Annotated in this window: 35 protein-coding genes; 33 read left to right on the top strand and 2 right to left on the bottom strand. The window is 66.0% G+C overall.

The annotated features are described in order from the left end of the window. Positions 1-56: 56 nt before the first annotated feature. Complete coding sequence (locus G398_RS0104835; protein WP_084511999.1) at positions 57-2,216, top strand: glutamine synthetase III family protein; 2,160 nt, start codon at positions 57-59, stop codon at positions 2,214-2,216. A gap of 64 nt (positions 2,217-2,280) precedes the next feature. On the opposite strand, the gene G398_RS0104830 is transcribed toward G398_RS0104835, so the two are convergent. Beyond that, complete coding sequence (locus G398_RS0104830) at positions 2,281-2,856, bottom strand: outer membrane beta-barrel protein (RefSeq protein WP_026852762.1); 576 nt, start codon at positions 2,854-2,856, stop codon at positions 2,281-2,283. A gap of 85 nt (positions 2,857-2,941) precedes the next feature. After that, positions 2,942-3,439 (bottom strand): D-glycero-beta-D-manno-heptose 1-phosphate adenylyltransferase, encoded by a 498-nt coding sequence (gene rfaE2 / locus G398_RS16280; protein ID WP_052571449.1) that lies wholly within the window; start codon positions 3,437-3,439, stop codon positions 2,942-2,944. Positions 3,440-3,494: 55 nt separating this feature from the next. On the opposite strand from rfaE2, the gene G398_RS0104820 reads away from it, so the two are divergent. From G398_RS0104820 to rpsD, 32 genes are all read left to right on the top strand, one after another. After that, positions 3,495-3,758, top strand: a complete 264-nt coding sequence (locus tag G398_RS0104820; protein ID WP_026852761.1) for an FmdB family zinc ribbon protein — start codon at positions 3,495-3,497, stop codon at positions 3,756-3,758. Positions 3,759-3,960: 202 nt separating this feature from the next. After that, on the top strand, positions 3,961-4,359 hold the full coding sequence (rpsL, locus tag G398_RS0104815) for a 30S ribosomal protein S12 (protein ID WP_026852760.1): 399 nt from the start codon (positions 3,961-3,963) through the stop codon (positions 4,357-4,359). A gap of 12 nt (positions 4,360-4,371) precedes the next feature. Then, positions 4,372-4,842 (top strand): 30S ribosomal protein S7, encoded by a 471-nt coding sequence (gene rpsG / locus G398_RS0104810; protein ID WP_026852759.1) that lies wholly within the window; start codon positions 4,372-4,374, stop codon positions 4,840-4,842. Between the two features lie 106 nt (positions 4,843-4,948). Further along, positions 4,949-7,057 carry an elongation factor G gene (gene fusA, locus G398_RS0104805; protein ID WP_026852758.1) on the top strand — a complete coding sequence of 703 codons (2,109 nt, stop codon included), beginning with the start codon at positions 4,949-4,951 and terminating at the stop codon, positions 7,055-7,057. Positions 7,058-7,401: 344 nt separating this feature from the next. Then, on the top strand, positions 7,402-7,728 hold the full coding sequence (gene rpsJ / locus G398_RS0104800; RefSeq protein ID WP_043483643.1) for a 30S ribosomal protein S10: 327 nt from the start codon (positions 7,402-7,404) through the stop codon (positions 7,726-7,728). 15 nt (positions 7,729-7,743) lie between these two features. After that, complete coding sequence (gene rplC, locus G398_RS0104795; RefSeq protein ID WP_026852756.1) at positions 7,744-8,370, top strand: 50S ribosomal protein L3; 627 nt, start codon at positions 7,744-7,746, stop codon at positions 8,368-8,370. A 1-nt stretch (position 8,371) separates the two neighbouring features. After that, positions 8,372-9,007 carry a 50S ribosomal protein L4 gene (rplD, locus tag G398_RS0104790; protein ID WP_026852755.1) on the top strand — a complete coding sequence of 212 codons (636 nt, stop codon included), beginning with the start codon at positions 8,372-8,374 and terminating at the stop codon, positions 9,005-9,007. Beyond that, entirely contained in the window at positions 9,004-9,279 is a 276-nt protein-coding gene (locus tag G398_RS0104785; protein ID WP_026852754.1) for a 50S ribosomal protein L23, read from the top strand. The genes rplD and G398_RS0104785 overlap by 4 nt, the downstream gene beginning before the upstream one ends. A gap of 74 nt (positions 9,280-9,353) precedes the next feature. Continuing rightward, positions 9,354-10,175, top strand: coding sequence for a 50S ribosomal protein L2 (gene rplB / locus G398_RS0104780; protein WP_026852753.1), 822 nt, complete (start codon positions 9,354-9,356; stop codon positions 10,173-10,175). An 11-nt stretch (positions 10,176-10,186) separates the two neighbouring features. After that, positions 10,187-10,471, top strand: coding sequence for a 30S ribosomal protein S19 (rpsS, locus tag G398_RS0104775; protein WP_026852752.1), 285 nt, complete (start codon positions 10,187-10,189; stop codon positions 10,469-10,471). A gap of 2 nt (positions 10,472-10,473) precedes the next feature. Then, positions 10,474-10,827 (top strand): 50S ribosomal protein L22, encoded by a 354-nt coding sequence (rplV, locus tag G398_RS0104770; protein WP_043483641.1) that lies wholly within the window; start codon positions 10,474-10,476, stop codon positions 10,825-10,827. 2 nt (positions 10,828-10,829) lie between these two features. Beyond that, entirely contained in the window at positions 10,830-11,477 is a 648-nt protein-coding gene (rpsC, locus tag G398_RS0104765; protein WP_026852750.1) for a 30S ribosomal protein S3, read from the top strand. 9 nt (positions 11,478-11,486) lie between these two features. Then, on the top strand, positions 11,487-11,906 hold the full coding sequence (gene rplP, locus G398_RS0104760; RefSeq protein ID WP_026852749.1) for a 50S ribosomal protein L16: 420 nt from the start codon (positions 11,487-11,489) through the stop codon (positions 11,904-11,906). A gap of 5 nt (positions 11,907-11,911) precedes the next feature. Next, positions 11,912-12,112 carry a 50S ribosomal protein L29 gene (gene rpmC, locus G398_RS0104755; protein ID WP_026852748.1) on the top strand — a complete coding sequence of 67 codons (201 nt, stop codon included), beginning with the start codon at positions 11,912-11,914 and terminating at the stop codon, positions 12,110-12,112. An 8-nt stretch (positions 12,113-12,120) separates the two neighbouring features. Continuing rightward, positions 12,121-12,378, top strand: coding sequence for a 30S ribosomal protein S17 (rpsQ, locus tag G398_RS0104750; protein ID WP_026852747.1), 258 nt, complete (start codon positions 12,121-12,123; stop codon positions 12,376-12,378). 9 nt (positions 12,379-12,387) lie between these two features. Continuing rightward, a complete protein-coding gene (gene rplN / locus G398_RS0104745) occupies positions 12,388-12,756 on the top strand; it encodes a 50S ribosomal protein L14 (RefSeq protein WP_026852746.1) in 369 nt (122 codons plus the stop codon). Further along, positions 12,756-13,031, top strand: coding sequence for a 50S ribosomal protein L24 (gene rplX / locus G398_RS0104740; protein ID WP_026852745.1), 276 nt, complete (start codon positions 12,756-12,758; stop codon positions 13,029-13,031). The genes rplN and rplX overlap by 1 nt, the downstream gene beginning before the upstream one ends. A 190-nt stretch (positions 13,032-13,221) precedes the next feature. Beyond that, positions 13,222-13,785, top strand: coding sequence for a 50S ribosomal protein L5 (gene rplE, locus G398_RS0104735; protein ID WP_026852744.1), 564 nt, complete (start codon positions 13,222-13,224; stop codon positions 13,783-13,785). An 18-nt stretch (positions 13,786-13,803) separates the two neighbouring features. Further along, positions 13,804-13,989, top strand: coding sequence for a type Z 30S ribosomal protein S14 (locus G398_RS0104730; RefSeq protein ID WP_026852743.1), 186 nt, complete (start codon positions 13,804-13,806; stop codon positions 13,987-13,989). A 12-nt stretch (positions 13,990-14,001) separates the two neighbouring features. After that, a complete protein-coding gene (gene rpsH, locus G398_RS0104725) occupies positions 14,002-14,397 on the top strand; it encodes a 30S ribosomal protein S8 (protein WP_026852742.1) in 396 nt (131 codons plus the stop codon). Positions 14,398-14,445: 48 nt separating this feature from the next. Next, a complete protein-coding gene (gene rplF, locus G398_RS0104720; protein WP_026852741.1) occupies positions 14,446-14,982 on the top strand; it encodes a 50S ribosomal protein L6 in 537 nt (178 codons plus the stop codon). Between the two features lie 9 nt (positions 14,983-14,991). Further along, positions 14,992-15,354 carry a 50S ribosomal protein L18 gene (rplR, locus tag G398_RS0104715; RefSeq protein WP_026852740.1) on the top strand — a complete coding sequence of 121 codons (363 nt, stop codon included), beginning with the start codon at positions 14,992-14,994 and terminating at the stop codon, positions 15,352-15,354. A gap of 9 nt (positions 15,355-15,363) precedes the next feature. Continuing rightward, a complete protein-coding gene (gene rpsE / locus G398_RS0104710) occupies positions 15,364-15,891 on the top strand; it encodes a 30S ribosomal protein S5 (RefSeq protein WP_026852739.1) in 528 nt (175 codons plus the stop codon). Between the two features lies 1 nt (position 15,892). Beyond that, complete coding sequence (gene rpmD, locus G398_RS0104705) at positions 15,893-16,090, top strand: 50S ribosomal protein L30 (protein ID WP_043483639.1); 198 nt, start codon at positions 15,893-15,895, stop codon at positions 16,088-16,090. A 3-nt stretch (positions 16,091-16,093) separates the two neighbouring features. Continuing rightward, positions 16,094-16,555, top strand: coding sequence for a 50S ribosomal protein L15 (gene rplO, locus G398_RS0104700; RefSeq protein ID WP_026852737.1), 462 nt, complete (start codon positions 16,094-16,096; stop codon positions 16,553-16,555). Positions 16,556-16,561: 6 nt separating this feature from the next. After that, positions 16,562-17,917 carry a preprotein translocase subunit SecY gene (gene secY, locus G398_RS0104695; RefSeq protein WP_026852736.1) on the top strand — a complete coding sequence of 452 codons (1,356 nt, stop codon included), beginning with the start codon at positions 16,562-16,564 and terminating at the stop codon, positions 17,915-17,917. Beyond that, positions 17,914-18,573, top strand: coding sequence for an adenylate kinase (locus tag G398_RS0104690; RefSeq protein WP_026852735.1), 660 nt, complete (start codon positions 17,914-17,916; stop codon positions 18,571-18,573). Before secY ends, G398_RS0104690 begins: the two co-directional genes overlap by 4 nt. Then, positions 18,570-18,788, top strand: coding sequence for a translation initiation factor IF-1 (gene infA, locus G398_RS0104685; protein WP_026852734.1), 219 nt, complete (start codon positions 18,570-18,572; stop codon positions 18,786-18,788). Before G398_RS0104690 ends, infA begins: the two co-directional genes overlap by 4 nt. 18 nt (positions 18,789-18,806) lie before the next feature. Further along, on the top strand, positions 18,807-18,923 hold the full coding sequence (gene rpmJ / locus G398_RS0104680) for a 50S ribosomal protein L36 (RefSeq protein ID WP_026852733.1): 117 nt from the start codon (positions 18,807-18,809) through the stop codon (positions 18,921-18,923). A gap of 9 nt (positions 18,924-18,932) precedes the next feature. Beyond that, positions 18,933-19,301 (top strand): 30S ribosomal protein S13, encoded by a 369-nt coding sequence (gene rpsM / locus G398_RS0104675; RefSeq protein WP_026852732.1) that lies wholly within the window; start codon positions 18,933-18,935, stop codon positions 19,299-19,301. Positions 19,302-19,313: 12 nt separating this feature from the next. Further along, a complete protein-coding gene (gene rpsK / locus G398_RS0104670; RefSeq protein ID WP_026852731.1) occupies positions 19,314-19,721 on the top strand; it encodes a 30S ribosomal protein S11 in 408 nt (135 codons plus the stop codon). A 15-nt stretch (positions 19,722-19,736) separates the two neighbouring features. Beyond that, positions 19,737-20,369, top strand: coding sequence for a 30S ribosomal protein S4 (gene rpsD / locus G398_RS0104665; protein ID WP_026852730.1), 633 nt, complete (start codon positions 19,737-19,739; stop codon positions 20,367-20,369). Positions 20,370-20,374 lie beyond the last annotated feature (5 nt).

Raw genomic sequence — 20,374 nt, 5'->3', positions numbered from 1 at the left:
GACATCGGTCCTTTTGTATTTACAGTCATCTTTCACCACGTCCAAAGGGGGGACACATGGCCAAGGCGCCGGCGCCAGACACTTCCAGCATCTCACGGCTGGACCAGACCAAGATCAGCCAGTACTTCGGCTGCAACACCTTCAGCGAGCGCACCATGCGCGACCGCCTGCAGAAGGATGTCTACAAGGCCTACCGGCAGGCGCTGAAGCGGGGCGAGCCCCTGTCCCCCGACGTGGCCAAGAGCGTGGCCCAGGCCATGAAGGACTGGGCGCTGGAACAGGGCTGCACCCACTTCACCCACTGGTTCCTGCCCATGACCGGCGCCACCGCCGAGAAGCACGACGCCTTCATTGCCTGGGACGAGCCGGGCCAGGTCATCGAGCGGTTCAGCGGCAGCCAGCTGATCCAGGGCGAGCCCGACGCCAGCTCCTTCCCCTCGGGCGGCCTGCGCGCCACCTTCGAGGCCCGGGGCTACACGGCCTGGGATCCCGCCAGCCCGGCCTTCCTCATCGAAGGGCCCATCGGCAAGACCCTCTGCATCCCCACGGCCTTCGTGGGGTACCACGGGGAGGCCCTGGACCACAAGGTGCCCCTGCTGCGCTCCATGGAGGCGGTCTCCAAGCGTGCCATCGAGGGCCTGGCCCACTTCGGCGTGACCGCCGAGGCGGTGGTGGCCCAGTGCGGCCCCGAGCAGGAGTACTTCGCGGTGGACCTGGAGCTGGCCCAGCAGCGGCCCGACCTCATGTTCGCCAACCGCACCCTCCAGGGCGCCAAGCCGCCCAAGGGCCAGGAGCTGGAGGACCACTACTTCGGCAGCATCAAGGAGCGCGTCCTGGGCTTCATGCAGGAGGTGGAGCTGGAGTGCTTCAAGCTCGGCATCCCCGCCAAGACCCGCCACAACGAAGTGGCCCCCAACCAGTTCGAGATCGCGCCCATCTACGAGGCCGCCAACATCGCCAGCGACCACAACCAGCTGCTCATGGAGATCCTCAAGTCCGTGGGCGAGCGGCACGGCCTGGCCATCCTGCTCCACGAGAAGCCCTTCGCGGGCGTCAACGGCAGCGGCAAGCACGTGAACTGGAGCCTGGCCACCGATGAGGGCCAGAACCTGCTGGAGCCCGGGCAGACCCCCGAGGAGAACCTGCAGTTCCTCTACTTCCTCAGCGCCACCCTGAAGGCCATCCACACCCACGGCGGCCTCCTCCGCGCCGCCATCGCCAGCGCCGGCAACGACCACCGCCTGGGCGCCAACGAGGCGCCCCCGGCCATCATGTCCGCCTTCCTCGGCGCCCAGCTGAACCACATCCTCGACGCCATCGAGAAGGGCGATGCGGCGGACGCCTCCACCCAGCGCATCCTCGACCTCGGCATCGGCAACCTGCCCCGCATCGAGAAGGACGCCACGGACCGCAACCGCACCAGCCCCTTTGCCTTCACGGGCAACAAGTTCGAGTTCCGCGCCGTGGGCTCCAGCCAGCCCATCGCCCTGCCGCTGACGGTGATCAACGCCGCCGTGGCCGAGGCCCTGGAGGGGCTCAACGCCAAGCTCGACGCGGAGATCAAGGCCGGCAAGGAGCACCGCGCCGCCGTTCTGTCCGTGGTGCGGCAGGCCATCATCGAGACCAAAGCCATCCGCTTCGAGGGCAATGGCTACTCCGAGGAGTGGAAGGCAGAAGCCGAGCGCCGCGGCCTGCCCCACGCCAAGGACACGGTGGCCGCCCTCCACATCTGGGAGCAGCCGGCCGCCAAGGCCGTGTTCACCAGGTCCGGCATCCTCTCCGAAGGCGAGCTGGAGTCCCGCATCCACATCCGCCACGAGCAGTACCAGAAGGCCATCGCCATCGAGACCCAGGTCCTGCGCGAGATGGCGGAGACACAGATCCTGCCCTCCATCACGGCGGACCTGGGCGCCCGGGCCAAGAGCCTGGGCCGCCTGGCCGCCGCCGGCATTGCCGTGCCTGAGACCCTGAAGGACTCCCTCCAGGCCCAGGCCACCCTGGCCGGCGAGGCCCAGGCGCGCCTCAGCAACATGAAGGCTGCCCTGGCCGACGCCGATGCGGTCGAGGACCTGCATGCCCGCACCGAGGCCTTCGGCAGCAAGGTGAACGAGGCCAAGCACGCCCTGCGCGAAGTGCTGGACCACCTGGAGGAGGCCTGCGACGCCGACCTCTGGCCCCTGCCGAAGTACTGGCAGCTGCTGTCGCCGTTGATGTAGTTTCTTCCGTCTTGCGAAAAACGGGCCGCATCCGCGGCCCGTTTTTCGTAGGTGATGGAGCGGCCTACCGCCCGAAGCGGAACACCGCGCTCACCTGGACCCAGGTGGCCGTGTCAAAGCCGAAGCCGTCGCTGCCGTTCTTGTCCACGAAGATCTGGTTCAGGCTGCCTTCGAGGGAGAACATCTTGTTGAAGGTGTAGCCGCCGCCGCCGCGGAGACCCAGCTTGCCGCTCTGGCTGGCGCTGCCGCTGAAGCCGACCGCGTCCCATTCGTTCTTGACGCTGTTGAGGGAGGCTCCGGCGATGGTGTACCAGCCCTGGTTCGGGCTCTGGAAGTTGTAGACCCAGTCGGCTCCGAACTGGAGGATCTTGAAGTCGTTCTTGAAGTCGTCGGGGCCGCCCCAGCCGGAGCCCGGCATGTTGTGGTAGGTGAGGTGGCCGCGGATCTGGTGGTGGGGCGTGAGGTTGAAGTCGAGGTGGCCGCCGATGTGGGCGCCGAAGAACTGGTTGGTGCCGAAATCGGTCTTGTCCTTCAGGTCCCCCACAGGCAGCGACAGGCCGGTCTGCAGGCCGCCGTTGATGTCCTGGGCGGCGAGAGGCAGGCCCAGAAGGGCGAGCGAGAGGGCGACGTGGTGGCGCATGAAACCTCCGGCAAAAACGGACCTCGTCAGCGAGGCCGGACCCCAGCCTAGCGGATGACTGTCACGACCGGATCATCCGAAGGGTCTATCCGCGGGGTTCGAGCGTGACCCCGCGCCCGCTGCGGATCCGCTCGGCGATGCGCGAGGTGCTGTGCCCCGGCAGGAAGGGGATCAGCACCAGCTTTCCGCCGCGGCCCTCCACGATCTCGCGGCCCACCACGTTGTCCGGCGTGTAGTCGCCGCCCTTCACCAGCACGTCGGGCTGGAGGGCGCGGATGAGCTCCAGCGGCGTGTCCTCCGTGAAGAGGACCACCGCATCCACGCTGCGCAGGCCCAGCAGGATGGCGGCTCGGGCGGCTTCGTCCTGGAGGGGTCGGCCGGGCCCCTTGAGGCGCGCCACCGAGGCGTCGCTGTTGAGGCCCACCACGAGGAAGTCGCCCAGGGCGCGGGCCTCGGCCAGGTACTGCACGTGGCCGGGATGGATCAGGTCGAAGCAGCCGTTGGTGAAGCACAGCGTCGCCGGCCGGGGCACGGCCGCGAGAAAGGCTTCAGGGCTCTGGAAGAAACGGGGCGATGTCGGCATCGGGGAATGGGGATAAAATGGAAGGTTCAGGGAGAAGTCCCAGGAGAAGTCTGCCATGCCGCTCTATGAATACCGTTGTGAAGCTTGTGGCCAGCCCGAGGAGAAGCTGGAGAGCATGTCCGCCCCCGACACGCACGCGTGCCCGGTCTGCGGCAAGCCCGACGGCATGAAGCGGCAGGTGTCCGTGTCGGCCTTCGCCCTGACGGGCGGGGGGTGGTACAAGGGCGCCGCCTCCGCGCCGACCCCGGCGGCGGCCGAGGCCCCCAAGAGCGGCCACGGCTGCGCGGCCGGCGGCTGCGGGTGCCCCCTGGCCGGGTGAGGCCAGGACGAGGGATCGGGCGAGGCCCGGCTCTTGTTTACGCCTGGTGCGTTGACTTCCCTGGCCATTCCGATAACCTAGATGGTTCCGGCCCCGTGGGCCGGCGCAGGATTTCATCCGTCCGACGTTCTCCGGAGCCTCCATCGCGGCGAACCTCTCGGGCCCAGGCCCGGATCCACCGGCGCCTTCCTTGGAGGATGGTGTGCCTACCATCAATCAGCTGATCCGCCTCGGGCGGAAGACGTTCCAGAACAAGACGAAGAGCCCCGCGCTCGACGCCTGCCCCCAGAAGCGCGGTGTGTGCACCCGCGTGTTCACCACCACCCCGAAGAAGCCGAACTCCGCGCTTCGCAAGGTGGCTCGTGTGCGCCTCACCAACGGCATCGAGTGCACGACCTACATCCCGGGCGTGGGCCACAACCTGCAGGAGCACAGCATCGTGCTCATCCGCGGCGGCCGCGTGAAGGACCTGCCGGGCGTGCGCTACCACGTCGTCCGCGGCACCCTGGACGCCACCGGCGTCGCGGGCCGCAACCAGTCCCGTTCCAAGTACGGCGCCAAGCGCCCCAAGGCTGGCGCCGCGCCGGCCAAGAAGAAGTAGGGGAGGTGAAACATGGCCCGTCGCAACGCACCCGCCAAGCGTGAGATCCTCCCGGATCCCGTCTACAACAGCCTCGTCGTCTCCAAGTTCGTGAACATCCTCATGGAGCGCGGCAAGAAGGCCACCGCCGAGCGAATCCTCTACGGAGCGCTGGAGATCGTCGCCAAGAAGTCCGGCGAGGAGGCCCTGGAGGCCTTCCAGAAGGCCCTCAACAACATCAAGCCCTCGGTGGAAGTGAAGTCCCGCCGCGTGGGCGGCGCCACCTACCAGGTGCCCGTGGAGGTTCCCCAGAACCGCCGCCAGTCCCTGGCCATGCGCTGGCTCAAGACCTACTCCGCCTCCCGCGGCGAGCGCACCATGCGCGACAAGCTGGCCGGCGAGATCCTCGACGCCATGAACTTCCGCGGCGCCGCCATCAAGAAGAAGGACGACGTCCACAAGATGGCCGAGGCCAACAAGGCCTTCGCGCACTTCCGCTGGTAGCAGCCCATCCGACCGGAAGGAGCCGCCCATCCGGCGGCTCCTTCCGCGAAGGTCTTTGAATCACCCCCCGATTCCGTTTCTGCATTGATCCTTTCAGGAGGCCGAAGTGGCCCGCCAGACCCCCCTCGAGCGCTACCGGAACATCGGCATCATGGCGCACATCGATGCCGGAAAGACCACCACGACGGAGCGCATCCTCTACTACACCGGCAAGATCCACAAGATCGGCGAGGTGCATGAGGGTGCGGCGACCACCGACTGGATGGTGCAGGAGCAGGAGCGGGGCATCACCATCACCTCCGCCGCCATCACCGCCGCCTGGACCCCCCAGACGGGCCAGTTGAAGGGCGTGGAGCACCGCATCAACATCATCGACACCCCGGGCCACGTGGACTTCACGGCCGAGGTGGAGCGCAGCCTGCGAGTCCTCGACGGCGCCGTGGCCGTGTTCTGCGCCGTGGGCGGCGTGCAGCCCCAGTCCGAGACCGTGTGGCGCCAGGCCGACAAGTACGGCGTGCCCCGCCTGGCCTTCGTGAACAAGATGGACCGCACCGGCGCCGACTTCTTCCGCGTCGTGAAGATGATGCAGGACCGCCTGAAGGCCAAGCCCTGCCCCATCCAGATCCCCATCGGCGCCGAGGAGAACTTCAAGGGCGTGGTGGACCTCATCCTCATGAAGGCCGTCACCTTCGATGAGGCCGACAAGGGCTTCAAGACCCTCTATGGCGAGATCCCCGCCGAGCTGGTGGAGACCGCCAAGGAGTGGCGCGAGAAGATGGTCGAGATGGTCGCCGAGACCGACGAGCACCTCATGGAGAAGTACCTCGGCGGCGAGGAGCTGACCGAGGCCGAGCTCCGCGAGGGCATCCGCAAGGGCTGCGTGTCGCTGGCCTTCACGCCCATGACCTGCGGCTCCGCCTTCAAGAACAAGGGCGTCCAGCCCATGCTCGACGCCGTGGTGAGCTACATGCCCTCGCCCCTCGACATCCCTGCCATCAAGGGCATGGACAGCGACGGCAACGAGGTCGAGCGCAAGGCCGACGACAACGAGCCCTTCAGCGCCCTGATCTTCAAGATCATGGCCGATCCCTTCGTGGGCTCCCTGGCCTTCCTCCGCGTCTACTCCGGCGTCCTGCCGGCCGGCTCCGGCGTCTACAACGCCAACAAGGGCCGCCGGGAGCGCATCGGCCGTCTCCTCCAGATGCACGCCAACAAGCGCGAGGACATCGAGGAGGTCCGCACCGGCGACATCGGCGCCGCCGTGGGCCTGAAGGATGTCCTCACCGGCCAGACCATCTGCGACGAGAACAACCCGGTCGTCCTCGAGTCCATGGACTTCCCGGATCCCGTGATCCAGGTCGCCATCGAGCCCAAGACCAAGGCCGACCAGGAGAAGATGGGCATCGCCCTGGCCCGCCTGGCCCAGGAGGATCCCACCTTCAAGGTGAAGACCGATCCCGAGACCAACCAGACGATCATCGCCGGCATGGGCGAGCTGCACCTGGAGATCATCGTCGACCGCATGATGCGCGAGTTCAAGGTCGAGGCCAACGTGGGCAAGCCCCAGGTGGCCTACCGCGAGACCATCCGCAAGCGGGTGGAGTCCGAGGGCAAGTTCGTGCGCCAGTCCGGCGGCCGCGGCCAGTACGGCCACGTCAAGCTCATCGTCGAGCCCAACGAGGTGGGCAAGGGCTACGAGTTCATCAACGAGATCAAGGGCGGCGTGGTTCCCAAGGAATACATCAAGCCCACCGATGAAGGCATCCAGGAGGCCATGCACTCCGGCGTCCTCGCGGGCTACCCCGTGGTGGACATCAAGGTGACCATCTACGACGGCAGCTTCCACGAGGTGGACTCCAACGAAATGGCGTTCAAGATCGCCGGCTCCATGGGCTTCAAGGCGGGCTGCGAGAAGGCGAGCCCCGTGATCCTCGAGCCCATCATGGCGGTCGAAGTCGAGACCCCCGAGGACTACATGGGAGACGTCATCGGCAACCTGAACAGCCGCCGTGGCCGCATCGAGAACATGGAGGAGCGCTCCGGCTCCAAGGTCATCACCTCCAAGGTGCCCCTGGCCGAGATGTTCGCCTACTCCACCACCCTGCGGTCCATGACCCAGGGCCGCGGCACCTACACCATGCAGTTCTCCCACTACGAGGAGGCTCCCCGGAACGTGGCGGAAGAAATCATCGCCAAGGTCAAGGGGTCCAAGTAGCGTAGCGGGGGTCCCGCGCTCCGCTCTGCTGCGCGCACACCCCCGCACCCCCGCGATTCGGCCCGGTGGAGCCGGCCCTCATCGCAAGCAACTTCAGTCTTTTCTGCTTCAACCTGTAGTTTTAGCCCCCTCCGGGGGTGAGGCCGTCCTTCGAACCCTCGGGTTGCCGGGCCTCCTGATCCACCCGCTTCCTCCTCCGGGAGGTCGTGCGTTCTCTCAAAAAGCCGTTGTGTTTCCAGCGGCTTTTGTTATGCTGATCAGCCCTGTCCCTGTTTCCGGGACGGATCCACATGGGCGGTCAGCGCCCCACGTCTATGGACGCTCTGCGTCCCAATGGAGTGAGCATGAAAGACAACATCCGCATCCGTTTGCGTGCCTTCGACCACCGTCTGCTCGACCAGAGCACCCGCGAGATCGTGGACACCGCCAAGCGCACGGGCGCCCAGGTGGCGGGACCGATTCCCCTTCCCACCCGGACGAACAAGTACACCGTGAACCGTTCCCCCCACGTGGACAAGAAGAGCCGGGACCAGTTCGAGATCCGCACCCACAAGCGGCTGCTCGACATCCTGAACCCGACCCAGAACACCGTGGACACCCTGATGCGCCTCGACCTGCCCGCCGGCGTCGACGTGGAGATCAAGGTCTTCAGCCGCCAGGGCAACCGGTAAGGGAGGGGGAGAGACATGTCCAAAGGAATCATCGGCAAGAAGCTGGGGATGACCCAGATCTTCAACGAGCAGGGACAGATCGTTCCCGTGACCGTCATCCAGGCCGGCCCCTGCGTGGTCGTCCAGCGCAAGACCACCGCCAAGGACGGCTATGAGGCCGTGCAGATCGGCTTCGTGGATCCCAACGGTGGCAAGCGCGCCTCCAAGGCTGAGAAGGGCCACTGCGAGAAGCAGGGCGTCGCCCCGGTCCGCGTGCTGCGCGAGATCAAGGTCGAGGCCGCCGACGCCTCCAAGCCCGGCGACAGCGTCCTGGCCACGGCCTTCGAGGCCAAGACCAAGGTGAACGTCACCGGCATCAGCAAGGGCAAGGGCTTCGCCGGCGTCATCAAGCGGCACCATTTCGCCGGCGGCCGCGCGACCCACGGCTCCATGTTCCACCGCGCCCCCGGCTCCATCGGCGGGTCCAGCTATCCCAGCCGCGTGTTCCCCGGCATGCGCATGGCCGGCCACATGGGCGACGCCCAGGTGACCGTGCGCAACCTGGAGATCGCCAAGGTGGACGCCGAGAACAACCTGCTGCTCATCAAGGGCGCCGTCCCCGGCCCCAAGGGTGGGTACATCGTCATCAAGCAGGAGGCCTAGGATGGCAGCGTTCCAGCACCCCGTCGTCAACCTCGACAATAAGCAGGTCGGCACCGTCGACCTCCTGCCCGAGGTGTTCAAGCTCGAGGACCTGAACGAGCACCTGATCTGGGAGGCGGTCCGCCACTTCCTGGCCAAGCGCCGCTCCGGCACCGCCAAGACCAAGGACAAGTGGGAAGTCAGCGGCGCCGGCAAGAAGCTCTGGAAGCAGAAGGGCACCGGCCGCGCCCGCGTAGGCTCCATCCGCAGCCCGCTGTGGAAGGGCGGCGGCACGGTCCACGGTCCCCACCCCCGCTCCTACGACTACGCCTTCCCCAAGAAGGCCCGGCGCGCCGCCCTCCGCAACGCGCTGTCCGCCAAGCTGGCCAGCGGCCAGATGATGGTGGTGGAGAGCTGGGAGGTCGAGTCCCACAAGACCAAGGCCCTCGTCCAGACCCTGGGCAAGCTCGGCGTGACCGGCTCCGCCCTCCTGGTGGGCGCCGAGGCCAGCGAGAAGCTCACCCAGGCCGCCGGCAACAATCCCAAGCTGCAGACCGTCGAGAGCCTTGGCGTGAACGTCTATGAGCTCCTCAAGTACGACCAGGTGATCTTCTCCAAGGAAGCCGTCCTGGCCCTCCAGGAGGTGGTGAAGCCATGACCAAGATCTTCGACGTGATCCGCAAGCCCCTCCTCACGGAGAAGGGCCAGATCCTGCGGGAGAAGAACATCCAGGTGTTCGAGGTGGCCACCTGGGCCACCAAGCACCAGATCCAGGAGGCCGTGGAGCTGCTGCTCCAGTCCAAGGTGAAGAGCGTCCGCACCGTGCGGATCCCCAGCCGGACCAAGCGCCTCGGCCGCTTCGTGGGGACCTCCAGCCCCCGCAAGAAGGCCTATGTCGAACTCGCCGAGGGCGCGCCCGCGTCCGAATAAGGCGATCCATGGCGGACGGACAAGCTTTGCCCACTATCGCCCGCCCCTTTCAACCCTGAGGCAAGAGGACAACCATGAGCATCAAGCAGCTCAAGCCCACGACCCCCGGTCAGCGCGGCATGTCCAAGTTCGGCTTCGAGGAGATCACGACGGACCGCCCTGAGCGCTCCCTGATTGCCAAGAAGAACCGCACTGGCGGCCGCTCCAACACCGGCCGGATCACCACCCGCCACATCGGCGGCGGCCACAAGCGCCAGTACCGCGTCATCGACTTCAAGCGCAACAAGCTGGAAGTGCCGGCGAAGGTCGCGACCATCGAGTACGACCCCAACCGCACCGCCCGCATCGCCCTGCTGGTCTACGCGGACGGCGAGAAGCGCTACATCCTGGCCCCCGACGGCCTCGAGGTGGGCCGCACCGTGGTGGCCGGCAAGAACGCCGACATCCTGGTGGGCAACGCGCTCCCCCTGCGGAACATCCCCGTGGGCAACACCGTGCACAACATTGAGATGAAGCCCGGCAAGGGCGGCCAGATCGCCCGCGCCGCCGGCACCTTCGCCCAGCTCGTGGCCAAGGAAGACGACTACGCCCAGCTCCGCATGCCCTCCGGCGAGATCCGCAAGATCCACCTGGACTGCTTCGCCACCATCGGCACCGTCGGCAACCTCCAGCACGAGAACGTGCAGATCGGCAAGGCCGGTCGCACCCGCTGGAAGGGCATCCGCCCGACCGTCCGCGGCGTGGTCATGAACCCCGTCGACCACCCGCACGGTGGCGGCGAGGGCCGCACCTCCGGCGGCCGTCACCCCGTGACGCCCTGGGGCCAGCCGACCCGTGGCTACAAGACCCGTGGCAACCGTCGCACGGACAAGTTCATCGTCAAGCGGATCAACTAGGAGGCCCGACAATGGCACGTTCCCTGAAAAAAGGCCCGTTCATTGACGCCCACCTCCAGAAGAAGGTGGAAGTCGCGCAGGCGGCCAACGACAAGCGCGTGATCAAGACCTGGTCCCGCCGCTCCACCGTGGTCCCGCAGATGATCGGGCTGACCCTCGCCGTGCACAACGGCAACAAGTTCATTCCTGTCTATGTCACCGAGAACATGATCGGCCACAAGCTGGGCGAGTTCGCCCTGACCCGCACCTTCAAGGGTCACGCTGGCAAGGCCGACACCAAGGCGAAGGGGAAGTAGCGATGGCTGAGATCGTTTCCAGCGCCACCGTTCGCCACCTGCGCGGTTCGGCCCAGAAGGCCCGCCTCGTGGTGGACATGATCCGCGGCAAGCATGTCGGCGAGGCCCAGTGGGTGCTCGCCCAGGCCAAGAAGTACGCCGCCGCCCCCATCCGCAAGCTCCTGGATTCCGCCGTGGCCAATGCCATCGACAAGAACCCGTCCGTCAACCCGGACGAGCTGATGGTCAAGACCGCCTTCGTGGACGAGGGCTTCCGCATGAAGCGCGTCCGCCCTGCGCCCATGGGCCGCGCCTACCGGGTCCAGAAGCGCACCTGCCACATCACCATCCAGCTTTCTGCGGCCGGGGAGGAGTAGTCATGGGTCAGAAAGTCCACCCCTACGGGTTCCGCCTCGTCCATCAGAAGAACTGGCACAGCAAGTGGTTCTCCAAGCGCGAGTACTCCGCGCTGCTGCACGAGGACATCAAGCTGCGCCGCGAACTGAAGAAGCAGCTGCACAGCCTCAACGCGATGATCTCGAAGATCGACATCGAGCGCGCCGCGGACAAGGTCACCGTGCGCATCTTCACCGCCCGGCCCGGCATCGTCATCGGCCGCAAGGGCGCCGAGATCGACAAGCTGCGCGAGGACCTCCAGAAGCGCCTGAACCGCCCCGTGTCCGTCGACATCCAGGAGATCAAGAAGCCTGAGGTCGATGCCCAGCTGGTGGCCGAGGGCGTGGCCCAGCAGCTCGAGCGCCGCATCGCCTTCCGCCGCGCCATGCGCAAGGCCGAAGAAGCCGCGATCCGCTTCGGCGCCAAGGGCTTCAAGATCAAGGTCTCCGGCCGCCTCAACGGCGCCGAGATCGCCCGGACCGAGGACTACCTCTCCGGCCAGATGCCCCTGCAGACCATCCGCGCGGGCGTTGACTACGGTTTCGCCGAGGCCCGCACGACCTACGGGATCATCGGCATCAAGGTTTGGGTGAACCTGGGCGACCAGGTTGCCGAGACCGTGAAGCGCTGAGGTGAATCCATGTTGATGCCCAAGAAGGTCAAGAACCGCAAAACCCAGAAGGGCCGCACCCGCGGCGTCGCCACTCGCGGCAACGATCTCGCCTTCGGCGACTTCGGCCTCAAGGCGACCGAGCACTGCTGGCTCACGAACCGTGAGATCGAGGCCGCCCGTATCGCCATGACCCGCCACATCAAGCGCGGCGGCAAGATCTGGATCCGCATCTTCCCGGACCGCCCCACCACCTCGAAGCCCGCGGAGACCCGCATGGGCTCCGGCAAGGGGGCTCCGGACGGCTGGGTGGCGGTGATCCGCCCCGGCCGCATCCTCTTCGAGATGGAGGGGGTGACGGACGAGGTGGCGCGCGAAGCCCTGCGCCTTGCCCAGATGAAGTTGTCCGTGGCGTCCGAAATCGTCACCCGCACGCCGCCGGAGGAGTGATCGCCATGACCAAGAAGAATCCCTTTTCCGATTTGACCGGCAAGAGCGTCGAGGAACTGGCGCAGCTGGAGGCCGAATTGGCCGCCAAGCGCTTCACCCTCCGCTTCCAGCACGCCGTGGGCCAGGTCGAGAACACCGCCGAGATCCGCAAGACTCGCCGTGAGCTCGCCCGCGTCAAAACCGCCCTGGCGACCAAGCTGGCCTAGGAGATCCCATGAGCCTCGAAAACAAGATGATTCGCAACGGCGTCGTGGTCTCCAACAAGGCCGACAAGACCGTGGTGGTGAAGGTGGAGCGCAAGTTCCAGCATCCCCTCTACCACCGCACGGTCAAGCAGACCGCCAAGTTCATGGCCCACGATGAGACCAACGCCTGCGGCATCGGCGACGTGGTCAAGATCGTGGAGACCCGCCCCCTGTCCAAGCGCAAGCGCTGGACGGTCCTCGAGATCGTCCAGAAGGCCGGCGAGTAAGGAGCTCACATGATCCAGATGGGAACCATGCTCACCGTCGCCGACAACTCCGGCGCCAAGAAGATCTGCTGCATCCTGCCCCTGGGCGGCGGTGTGGGCAAGATCGCGCAGCTCGGGGACGTCATTACCGCCTCCGTCAAGGAAGCGATCCCCGGCGGCACGGTCAAGAAGAAGGCCGTCGTTCAGGCCGTGATCGTCCGCCAGCGCAAGGCCTACCGCCGCAAGGACGGCTCCTACATCCGCTTCGACGAGAACGCGGCCGTCATCATCAAGAAGGATGGCGAGCCCGTCGGCACCCGCGTCTTCGGCCCCGTGGCCCGCGAACTGCGCGAGCGGAAGTACATGAAGATCGTCTCCCTCGCCCCTGAGGTGCTGTAATGGAAGCCACTTCCACCAAGATGAAGCTCAAGAAGGGCGACCAGGTCGTCGTCATCGCCGGCAAGGAGAAGGGCAAGACCGGGACCGTCACCAAGGTCAGCCCCTCCACCAACCGCGTGGTCGTGGGCGGCCTCAACATCATCAAGAAGGCCACCAAGCCGAACCCCCAGACCGGCGAGGGCGGCGGGATCGTGGAGAAGGAGGCCCCCATCCACGCCTCCAACGTCATGCTCCTGGACGCCAAGACCGGCAAGGGCACGCGGAAAAGGTCGTAGTTTCGTGCTTTCCGTCTTCCCGCTCCTGTGGGAAGATAACCGTTCTGCTCCGTGCGCGGGGTGGAGATCCACGGCGCATCCCGCGCCATGACAACTGAGGTTGGGGGGAAACGGGGCGGACCGCCGTCCCAAGCCCCCCCGCCCTCCCGAACCCCTGGGGCATAGCCGCCCCACGGAAATGGAGGCATCCATGACTGCCAAGCAGGACCACGCGGAGCCCCGCGTCAAGGCTCGCTACCACCAGGAGGTGGTGTCGAAGCTCAAGGAGGAGTTCTCCTTCTCCTCCGCCATGCAGGTGCCCCGCCTGCAGAAGATCGTCATCAACATGGGCGTCGGCGACGCCATCCAGAACATCAAGGTCCTGGACACCGCCGTGGACGAGTTGACCGCCATCGCCGGCCAGAAGGCCGTGGTGCGCAAGGCCAAGAAGAGCGTCGCCCAGTTCAAGCTGCGCGCCGGCATGCCCATCGCCTGCATGGTGACCCTGCGCGGTCCCCGCATGTGGGAGTTCTTCGACCGCCTGGTGACCCTGTCCCTGCCCCGCGTCCGCGACTTCCGCGGCGTGCCCACCAAGTCCTTCGACGGCCGCGGCAACTACACCCTGGGCCTCAAGGACCAGCTGATCTTCCAGGAGATCGACTACTCCAAGGTCGAGAAGATGAAGGGCATGAACATCACCTTCGTGACCACCGCCAAGAACGACGCCGAAGCGCGGGCCCTGCTGACCCACCTCGGTATGCCCTTCCGCAAATAGGCTAAGGAGATCATACCGATGGCCAAGATTTCGAAAATCGTCAAGGATTCGCGCAAGCCGAAGTTCTCGACCCAGCACCGCAACCGCTGCAAGTGCTGCGGCCGGCCCCGGGGCTTCATGCGCAAGTTTGAACTCTGCCGTCTGTGCTTCCGCAAGTTCGCCCTCAACGGCGAGCTGCCGGGCGTCCAGAAGTCCAGCTGGTAAGGAGGGGGGACCATGCATACCGATCCCATCGCTGATTACCTCACCCGCATCCGCAACGGCATCATGGCCGGTCACGATGCCGTGGTGGTGCCCGCCTCCAAGATCAAGGCCGGCCTCTGCGGCATCCTGAAGCAGGAGGGCTACATCCACTCCTTCAAGCAGGTGGAGCATGAGAACCGTGTGTATCTCATCGTCAACCTGAAGTACGTGAAGGATAAGGAAAACGTCATCCACGGCCTCCGCCGCGTGTCCCGTCCCGGCCTGCGCATCTACACCGGCGCGCAGGAGATCCCGGAGGTCCACGGCGGCCTCGGCATCGCCATCCTGTCCACCCCGAAGGGCCTCCTGACGGGCAAGGACGCCAAGAAGCAGAATGTGGGCGGCGAGATCCTCGCCCACGTCTGGTAACCCATCCTGAAATGGGCGGAGCTTCCGCCCTCATCTAAGGAATCCACCATGTCCCGAATCGGAAAGAAGCCCGTGACACTGCCCAAGGGCGTCAAAGTCACTGTCACCGGGTCCGAGGCCGTCGTCGAGGGCGCCAAGGGCAAGCTCACCTGCCCGATCCCCGCGGGGATCACGCTCGATGTCCAGGCCGACTCCGTGCACCTCACCCGCGTCAATGATGAACCCCAGACCCGTGCCTACCACGGCCTGACCCGCGCCCTCCTGGGCAACGCCGTCACCGGCGTGACCGAGGGCTGGAAGAAGGAGCTGGACATCGTCGGCGTGGGCTACAAGGCCGCCATGGAGGGCGCCAAGCTCAACCTCGAGCTCGGCTACAGCCATCCCATCAAGTACGAGGCCCCCGCGGGCATCCAGATGGCCGTCGAGAAGACCACCCACATCGTCGTGACCGGCATCGACCGGCAGCTGGTGGGCCAGGTCGCCGCCGACATCCGGAAGTTCCGCAAGCCCGAGCCCTACAAGGGCAAGGGCGTCATGTACACCGGCGAGGTCATCCGCCGCAAGGCCGGCAAGACCGGGAAGTAAGGGGAACCCATGGCGAATTCAATCAACATTCGACGCGACAAGACCAAGGCCCGCATCCGCGGCCGCGTGAGCGGCACGCCCGAGCGGCCTCGCCTCACCATCTACAAGAGCCTGAAGCGCATCTACGTGCAGGCGGTGGACGACACGAAGGGCATCACCCTGGCCTCCGCCAGCAGCCTGGAGAAGGATCTCCGCGCCTCGCTGAAGAACGGCGCCAACATCGAAGCCGCCAAGGCCGTCGGCGCCAGCATCGCCGCCCGCCTGAAGGAGAAGGGCATCACCGCAGTGGTGTTCGACCGGAACGGTTACGTCTATCACGGCCGCGTCAAGGCGCTGGCTGACAGCGCCCGCGAAGCCGGGCTCCAGTTCTAGGGGATCACCATGGCGACTGCAGAGCTCAAGGACAACAAGGAAACCCGCAACAACCCTGAAGCCGGGGAATTCAAGGACCAGGTCATCTACGTGGGCCGCGTCACCAAGGTGGTGAAGGGGGGCAAGAACTTCTCCTTCTCCGCGCTGGTGGTCGTGGGCGACGGCAACGGCAAGGTCGGCTTCGGTCTCGGCAAGGCCCTCGAAGTGCCCTCCGCCATCAAGAAGGGCATCGAGAGCGCCAAGCGCAACATGATCAAGGTCCCCGTCACCTCCAACGGCAGCCTGCCGCACCCGGTGACCGGCATCTTCGGCTCCGGCAGCGTGCTGCTGAAGCCGGCCCCCGAGGGCACCGGCGTGATCGCCGGCGCCGCGGTGCGCGCCATCATGGAGGCCGCCGGCGTCCACAACGTGCTGACGAAGAGCCTGGGCTCCTCCAACCCCCACAACGTGGTCCGCGCCACGTTCGAGGGGCTGAAGGGCCTCATGGATCCCTACACGGTCCTGACCAACCGGGGCCTGGACCAGGCGGAGGTTTAACATGTCGCAGTTCATCGGCAAGCAGGTGGTGCTGACCCTCAAGCGCTCCATCATCTGCACCACTCCCAAGCACCGGGCCTTCATGCAGACCCTCGGTCTCAAGCGCCCCGGCGACACCCGCGAATGCGAATACACCCCCAACGTCCACGGGATGGTCAAACTCGTCCCGCATCTCATCGACGTCCAGGTGAAGGGGTAGATCATGAAGCTCAACGAACTCCGCCCCGCTGAGGGCGCCACCAAGTCCCGCAAGCGCCTGGGCCGCGGCAAGGGCTCCGGCCTCGGCAAGACCTCCGGCCGCGGCGAGAAGGGCCAGAAGTCCCGGTCCGGCTACCGCAGCAAGCGCGGCTTCGAGGGCGGCCAGATGCCTCTGGTCCGCCGTCTGCCCAAGCGCGGCTTCACCAACATCTTCGCTCCCGAAACCAAGGAGATCAGCCTCAGCCTCATCTCCATCCACTTCAAGGATGGCGAGACGGTCACGCTCGAGGCCCTCCGCGAGAAGAAGCTGGTCAACTCCCGCGTGGAGAAGATCGTGGTGCTGGCCAGCGGCGAGCTCACCACCAAGGTGAACGTCGTCGCCGACCGCATCACCAAGGGCGCCCGGGAAGCCATCCTGGCCAAGGGCGGCACCATCCAGGAGCCCTCCGCGAAGTCTGCCGAGTAACGGCCGATGAACCGCCTCAAGAACCTCTTCGCAATCCCGGAGCTGCGCAAGCGGCTCCTCTTCACCCTGCTCCTCCTGGCCATCTACCGGCTGGGGGTGCACGTCAGCGTGCCCGGGGTGAACGCCGAGAACCTGCAGGCCGCGCTCCGGCGTGGCGGCGGCGGGCTCTTCGACGTCGTCGATCTGTTCTCCGGTGGTGCGTTCAAGAAGTTCTCCGTCTTCGCCCTCGGCATCGCGCCCTACATCACCGCCAGCATCGTGCTGCAGCTGATGGGGGCGGTCGTGCCCTACCTGGAGAACCTCCAGAAGAAGGAAGGCGAGGCCGGCCGGCAGAAGATCAACCAGTGGACCCGCTACCTCACCGTGCTGCTGGCCTTCGTCCAGGGCATGGGCATCGCCTCCCTGGCCCAGAGCCAGAACGCGCCCGGGCTGGAGGTCGTGACCACGGCGATCTCGCCGACGGCCTTCCGGTTCCTGGCGGCCTTCACGCTGTCCGTGGGCACCCTCTTCGTCATGTGGATCGGCGAGCAGATCACTGAGCGGGGCGTCGGCAACGGCATCTCGCTGCTGATCTTCGCCGGCATCGTGGCGGGCCTTCCCCAGGCCCTCACCACCCTGACGGTGATGATCACCCAGTCCCTGACGAATGCCCCGAACGTCCCACCCCCGGGCATCTTCATCCTGCTCATCGGAGCCATGACCGTGGTGCTGCTGGCGGTGGTGCTGGTGGAGAACGCCTACCGGCGCATCCCCATCCACTACGCGCGCCGGGCGGATTCCGCCGGCATGTCCAGCCAGCGCAGCAGCTACATGCCTCTGAAGCTGAACACCGCCGGCGTGATGCCCGTCATCTTCGCCAGCTCCGTGATCTTCTTCCCGGCCACCATCGCCCAGTTCACCCGCTGGGAATGGCTGGCCAAGGCCGCCTCCTGGCTGAATCCCCAGACCCACTTCTGGATCTACACCCCCGTCTTCGTGGGCGTGGTGATCTTCTTCGCCTTCTTCTACACCAGCATCGTCTTCAATCCCGATGAGACCGCCGAGAACATGAAGCGGTCCGGGGGCTACATCCCCGGCATCCGTCCCGGCAAGGAGACCAGCATCTTCATGGACAGCATCCTGTCCAAGCTGACCTTCGTGGGGGCCATCTACCTGGCCCTGGTCTCCCTGGTGCCCCTGCTCATCACCAACAACATCCAGGGCCTCAACTTCTACTTCGGCGGCACCAGCCTGCTGATCGTGGTGGGCGTGGCCATGGACAGCGCGGCCCAGCTGGAGAGCCTGCTGGTCATGCGCCGCTATGACGGCTTCCTCGAGAAGGGCCGCATCCGCGGCCGTTCCACCCGAGGGGGTGCTGCATGAGTCTTGTCGCGAACATCCTCCTCGGGGCCCCCGGCTCCGGGAAGGGCACCCAGGCCAAGCGCCTGGTGGAAACATTCTCTTTGACTCACCTCTCAACCGGTGACATTCTGAGAGATGCCGTCTCGAAAGGGACGGAGATCGGCCTGAGGGCGAAAGCCATCATGGCCGAGGGAAAACTGGTGGACGACGACACCGTCAATGGCCTTGTCTTCGCGCGGCTGCTGGACGAGACCTCCGACGTGCTGTTCGACGGCTACCCACGAACCCTTCAGCAAGCTCAGGCCCTGGAAGACTTCCTCTCCTCCAAGGGCATGAAGACGGGTCACGTGGTGCTGGTCGATGTCCCCCAGGAGGTGCTGGAGGCCCGCGTGGTGGGCCGGCGTGTCTGCAGCAACAATGCCTGCGGCGCCATCTACCACCTGGAATCCAAGCCCCCCAAGCAGGCCGGTGTCTGCGATCTGTGCGGAAGTCCCCTGAAGCACCGCTCCGACGACACCGCTGAAGCCTTCCGGAGCCGGATGGGCGAGTTCCACTCGACCTTCCAGCCCCTCCTCGGCTTCTACAAGCATCGGCCGACCTTCCGGAGCGTGGATGGCAATCGCGCCCCGGAGCTGGTGTTTGAATCGCTGCGTCACGTCTTCGGAGAGCGCGCTTGAGCAAAGAAGAAGCCATTGAGCTAGAAGCCACAGTGGTCGAGGCCTTGCCGAACGCCGTCTTCCGGGTCGAACTGGAAAACAAGCACCAGGTGCTGGCGCACATCAGCGGGAAGATGCGCAAGAACTTCATCCGCATCCTTCCCGGCGACAGGGTCCTCGTCGAGGTCACGCCCTACGACCTGACCCGCGGCCGCATCATCTACCGATTCAAGTAACCGAAACGAGAGGAAACCATGAAAGTCCGGCCCTCCATCAAGAAGCTCTGCGAGCACTGTAAAGTGGTGCGCCGCGAAGGCATCAACCGGGTCATCTGCAAGAAGAACCCGAAGCACAAGCAGCGTCAGGGTTAAGGAGACACGATGGCACGCATCGCTGGCATTGATCTGCCCATCGGCAAGCGCATCGAGATCGCGCTCACCTACATCTACGGCATCGGCCGCGCCAAGGCGCACAGCATCCTGACCCGCGCGAAGGTGGACTTCGGCACCAAGGTCCGCGATCTGACCGAGGACGAGGTCGGCCGCATCCGCCGCGTCATCACCGCCGAGGAGACCGTGGAGGGCGACCTCCGCAAGAACATCGCCCTCGACATCAAGCGGCTCATGGACATCGGCTGCTACCGCGGCCTGCGCCACCGCAAGGGCCTGCCCGTCCGCGGCCAGCGCACGCACACGAACGCCCGCACCCGTAAGGGCAAGCGGCGGACCGTGGCCGGCAAGAAGAAGTAAGGCGAGGAGACCATGGCAAAGACCCAGACCCGGACCGCCGGCAAGAAGGTGGTCAAGAAGAAGGAAAAGAAGAACGTCCCCCACGGCGTGGCTCACGTCCAGGCGTCCTTCAACAACACGATCATCTCCATCTCCGATCCGATGGGGAACATGCTCTGCTGGGCTTCCAGCGGCAACCAGAACTTCCGCGGCACCCGCAAGGGCACGCCCTTCGCTGCCCAGGTGGCCGCCGGCGTCTGCGCCGAGGCCGCCAAGGAGCAGGGCGTCCGTTCCGTGGACGTCCGCGTCAAGGGCCCCGGTGCGGGCCGTGAGAGCGCCATCCGCGCCCTCAACGCCGCCGGCATCCAGGTGACCAGCATCCGCGACGTCACCCCCATCCCCCACAACGGCTGCCGGCCGCCCAAGCGGCGCCGGGTTTAAGAGAGGAGGAGAGACATGGCACGTTACACAGACGCCGTTTGCCGCCTCTGCCGCCGCGAGGGCATGAAGCTCTATCTCAAGGGCGAGCGCTGCTTCAAGGAGAAGTGCTCCTTCGAGACCCGCAAGGGCAAGATCCCCGGCCAGCACGGCGCGGGGAAGATCAAGAAGCCCACCGGCTACGCCCTGCAGCTCCGCGAGAAGCAGAAGGTGAAGCGCATCTACGGTGTGCTCGAGAAGCAGTTCCGCCACTACTTCGAGAAGGCCGACGCCAAGAAGGGCGTCACCGGCCACAACCTGCTGGGCTTCCTCGAGAGCCGCCTGGACAACGTGGTCTACCGCCTGGGCTTCGCGCCCAGCCGCACCGCCGCGCGCCAGATGGTCATGCACGGCCACGTGCTGGTCAACGGCAAGCGGGTGGACATCCCCTCCTTCCAGGTGAAGCCTGGCCAGGCGGTGGAGCTGGGCAAGCGCGCCAAGGAGAACGACGGCGTCAAGACCTCCGTCGAGACCTCCGCCGGCCGCGGCATTCCCAAGTGGCTGTCCCTCGATGCCGCCGCCTTCAAGGGCCAGGTGCTCGCCGCGCCGACCCGCGAGGACATCACCCTGGACATCAACGAGCAGCTGATCGTTGAACTGTATTCCAAGTAAGGGGG

Origin of the sequence: Geothrix fermentans DSM 14018 (genome assembly GCF_000428885.1) — a bacterium.
In the GTDB taxonomy this organism is placed as follows: Bacteria; Acidobacteriota; Holophagae; order Holophagales; family Holophagaceae; genus Geothrix; species Geothrix fermentans.
The sequence above is the reverse complement of the archived record's forward strand: the minus strand, read 5'-3'. Positions and strand labels throughout refer to the sequence as shown.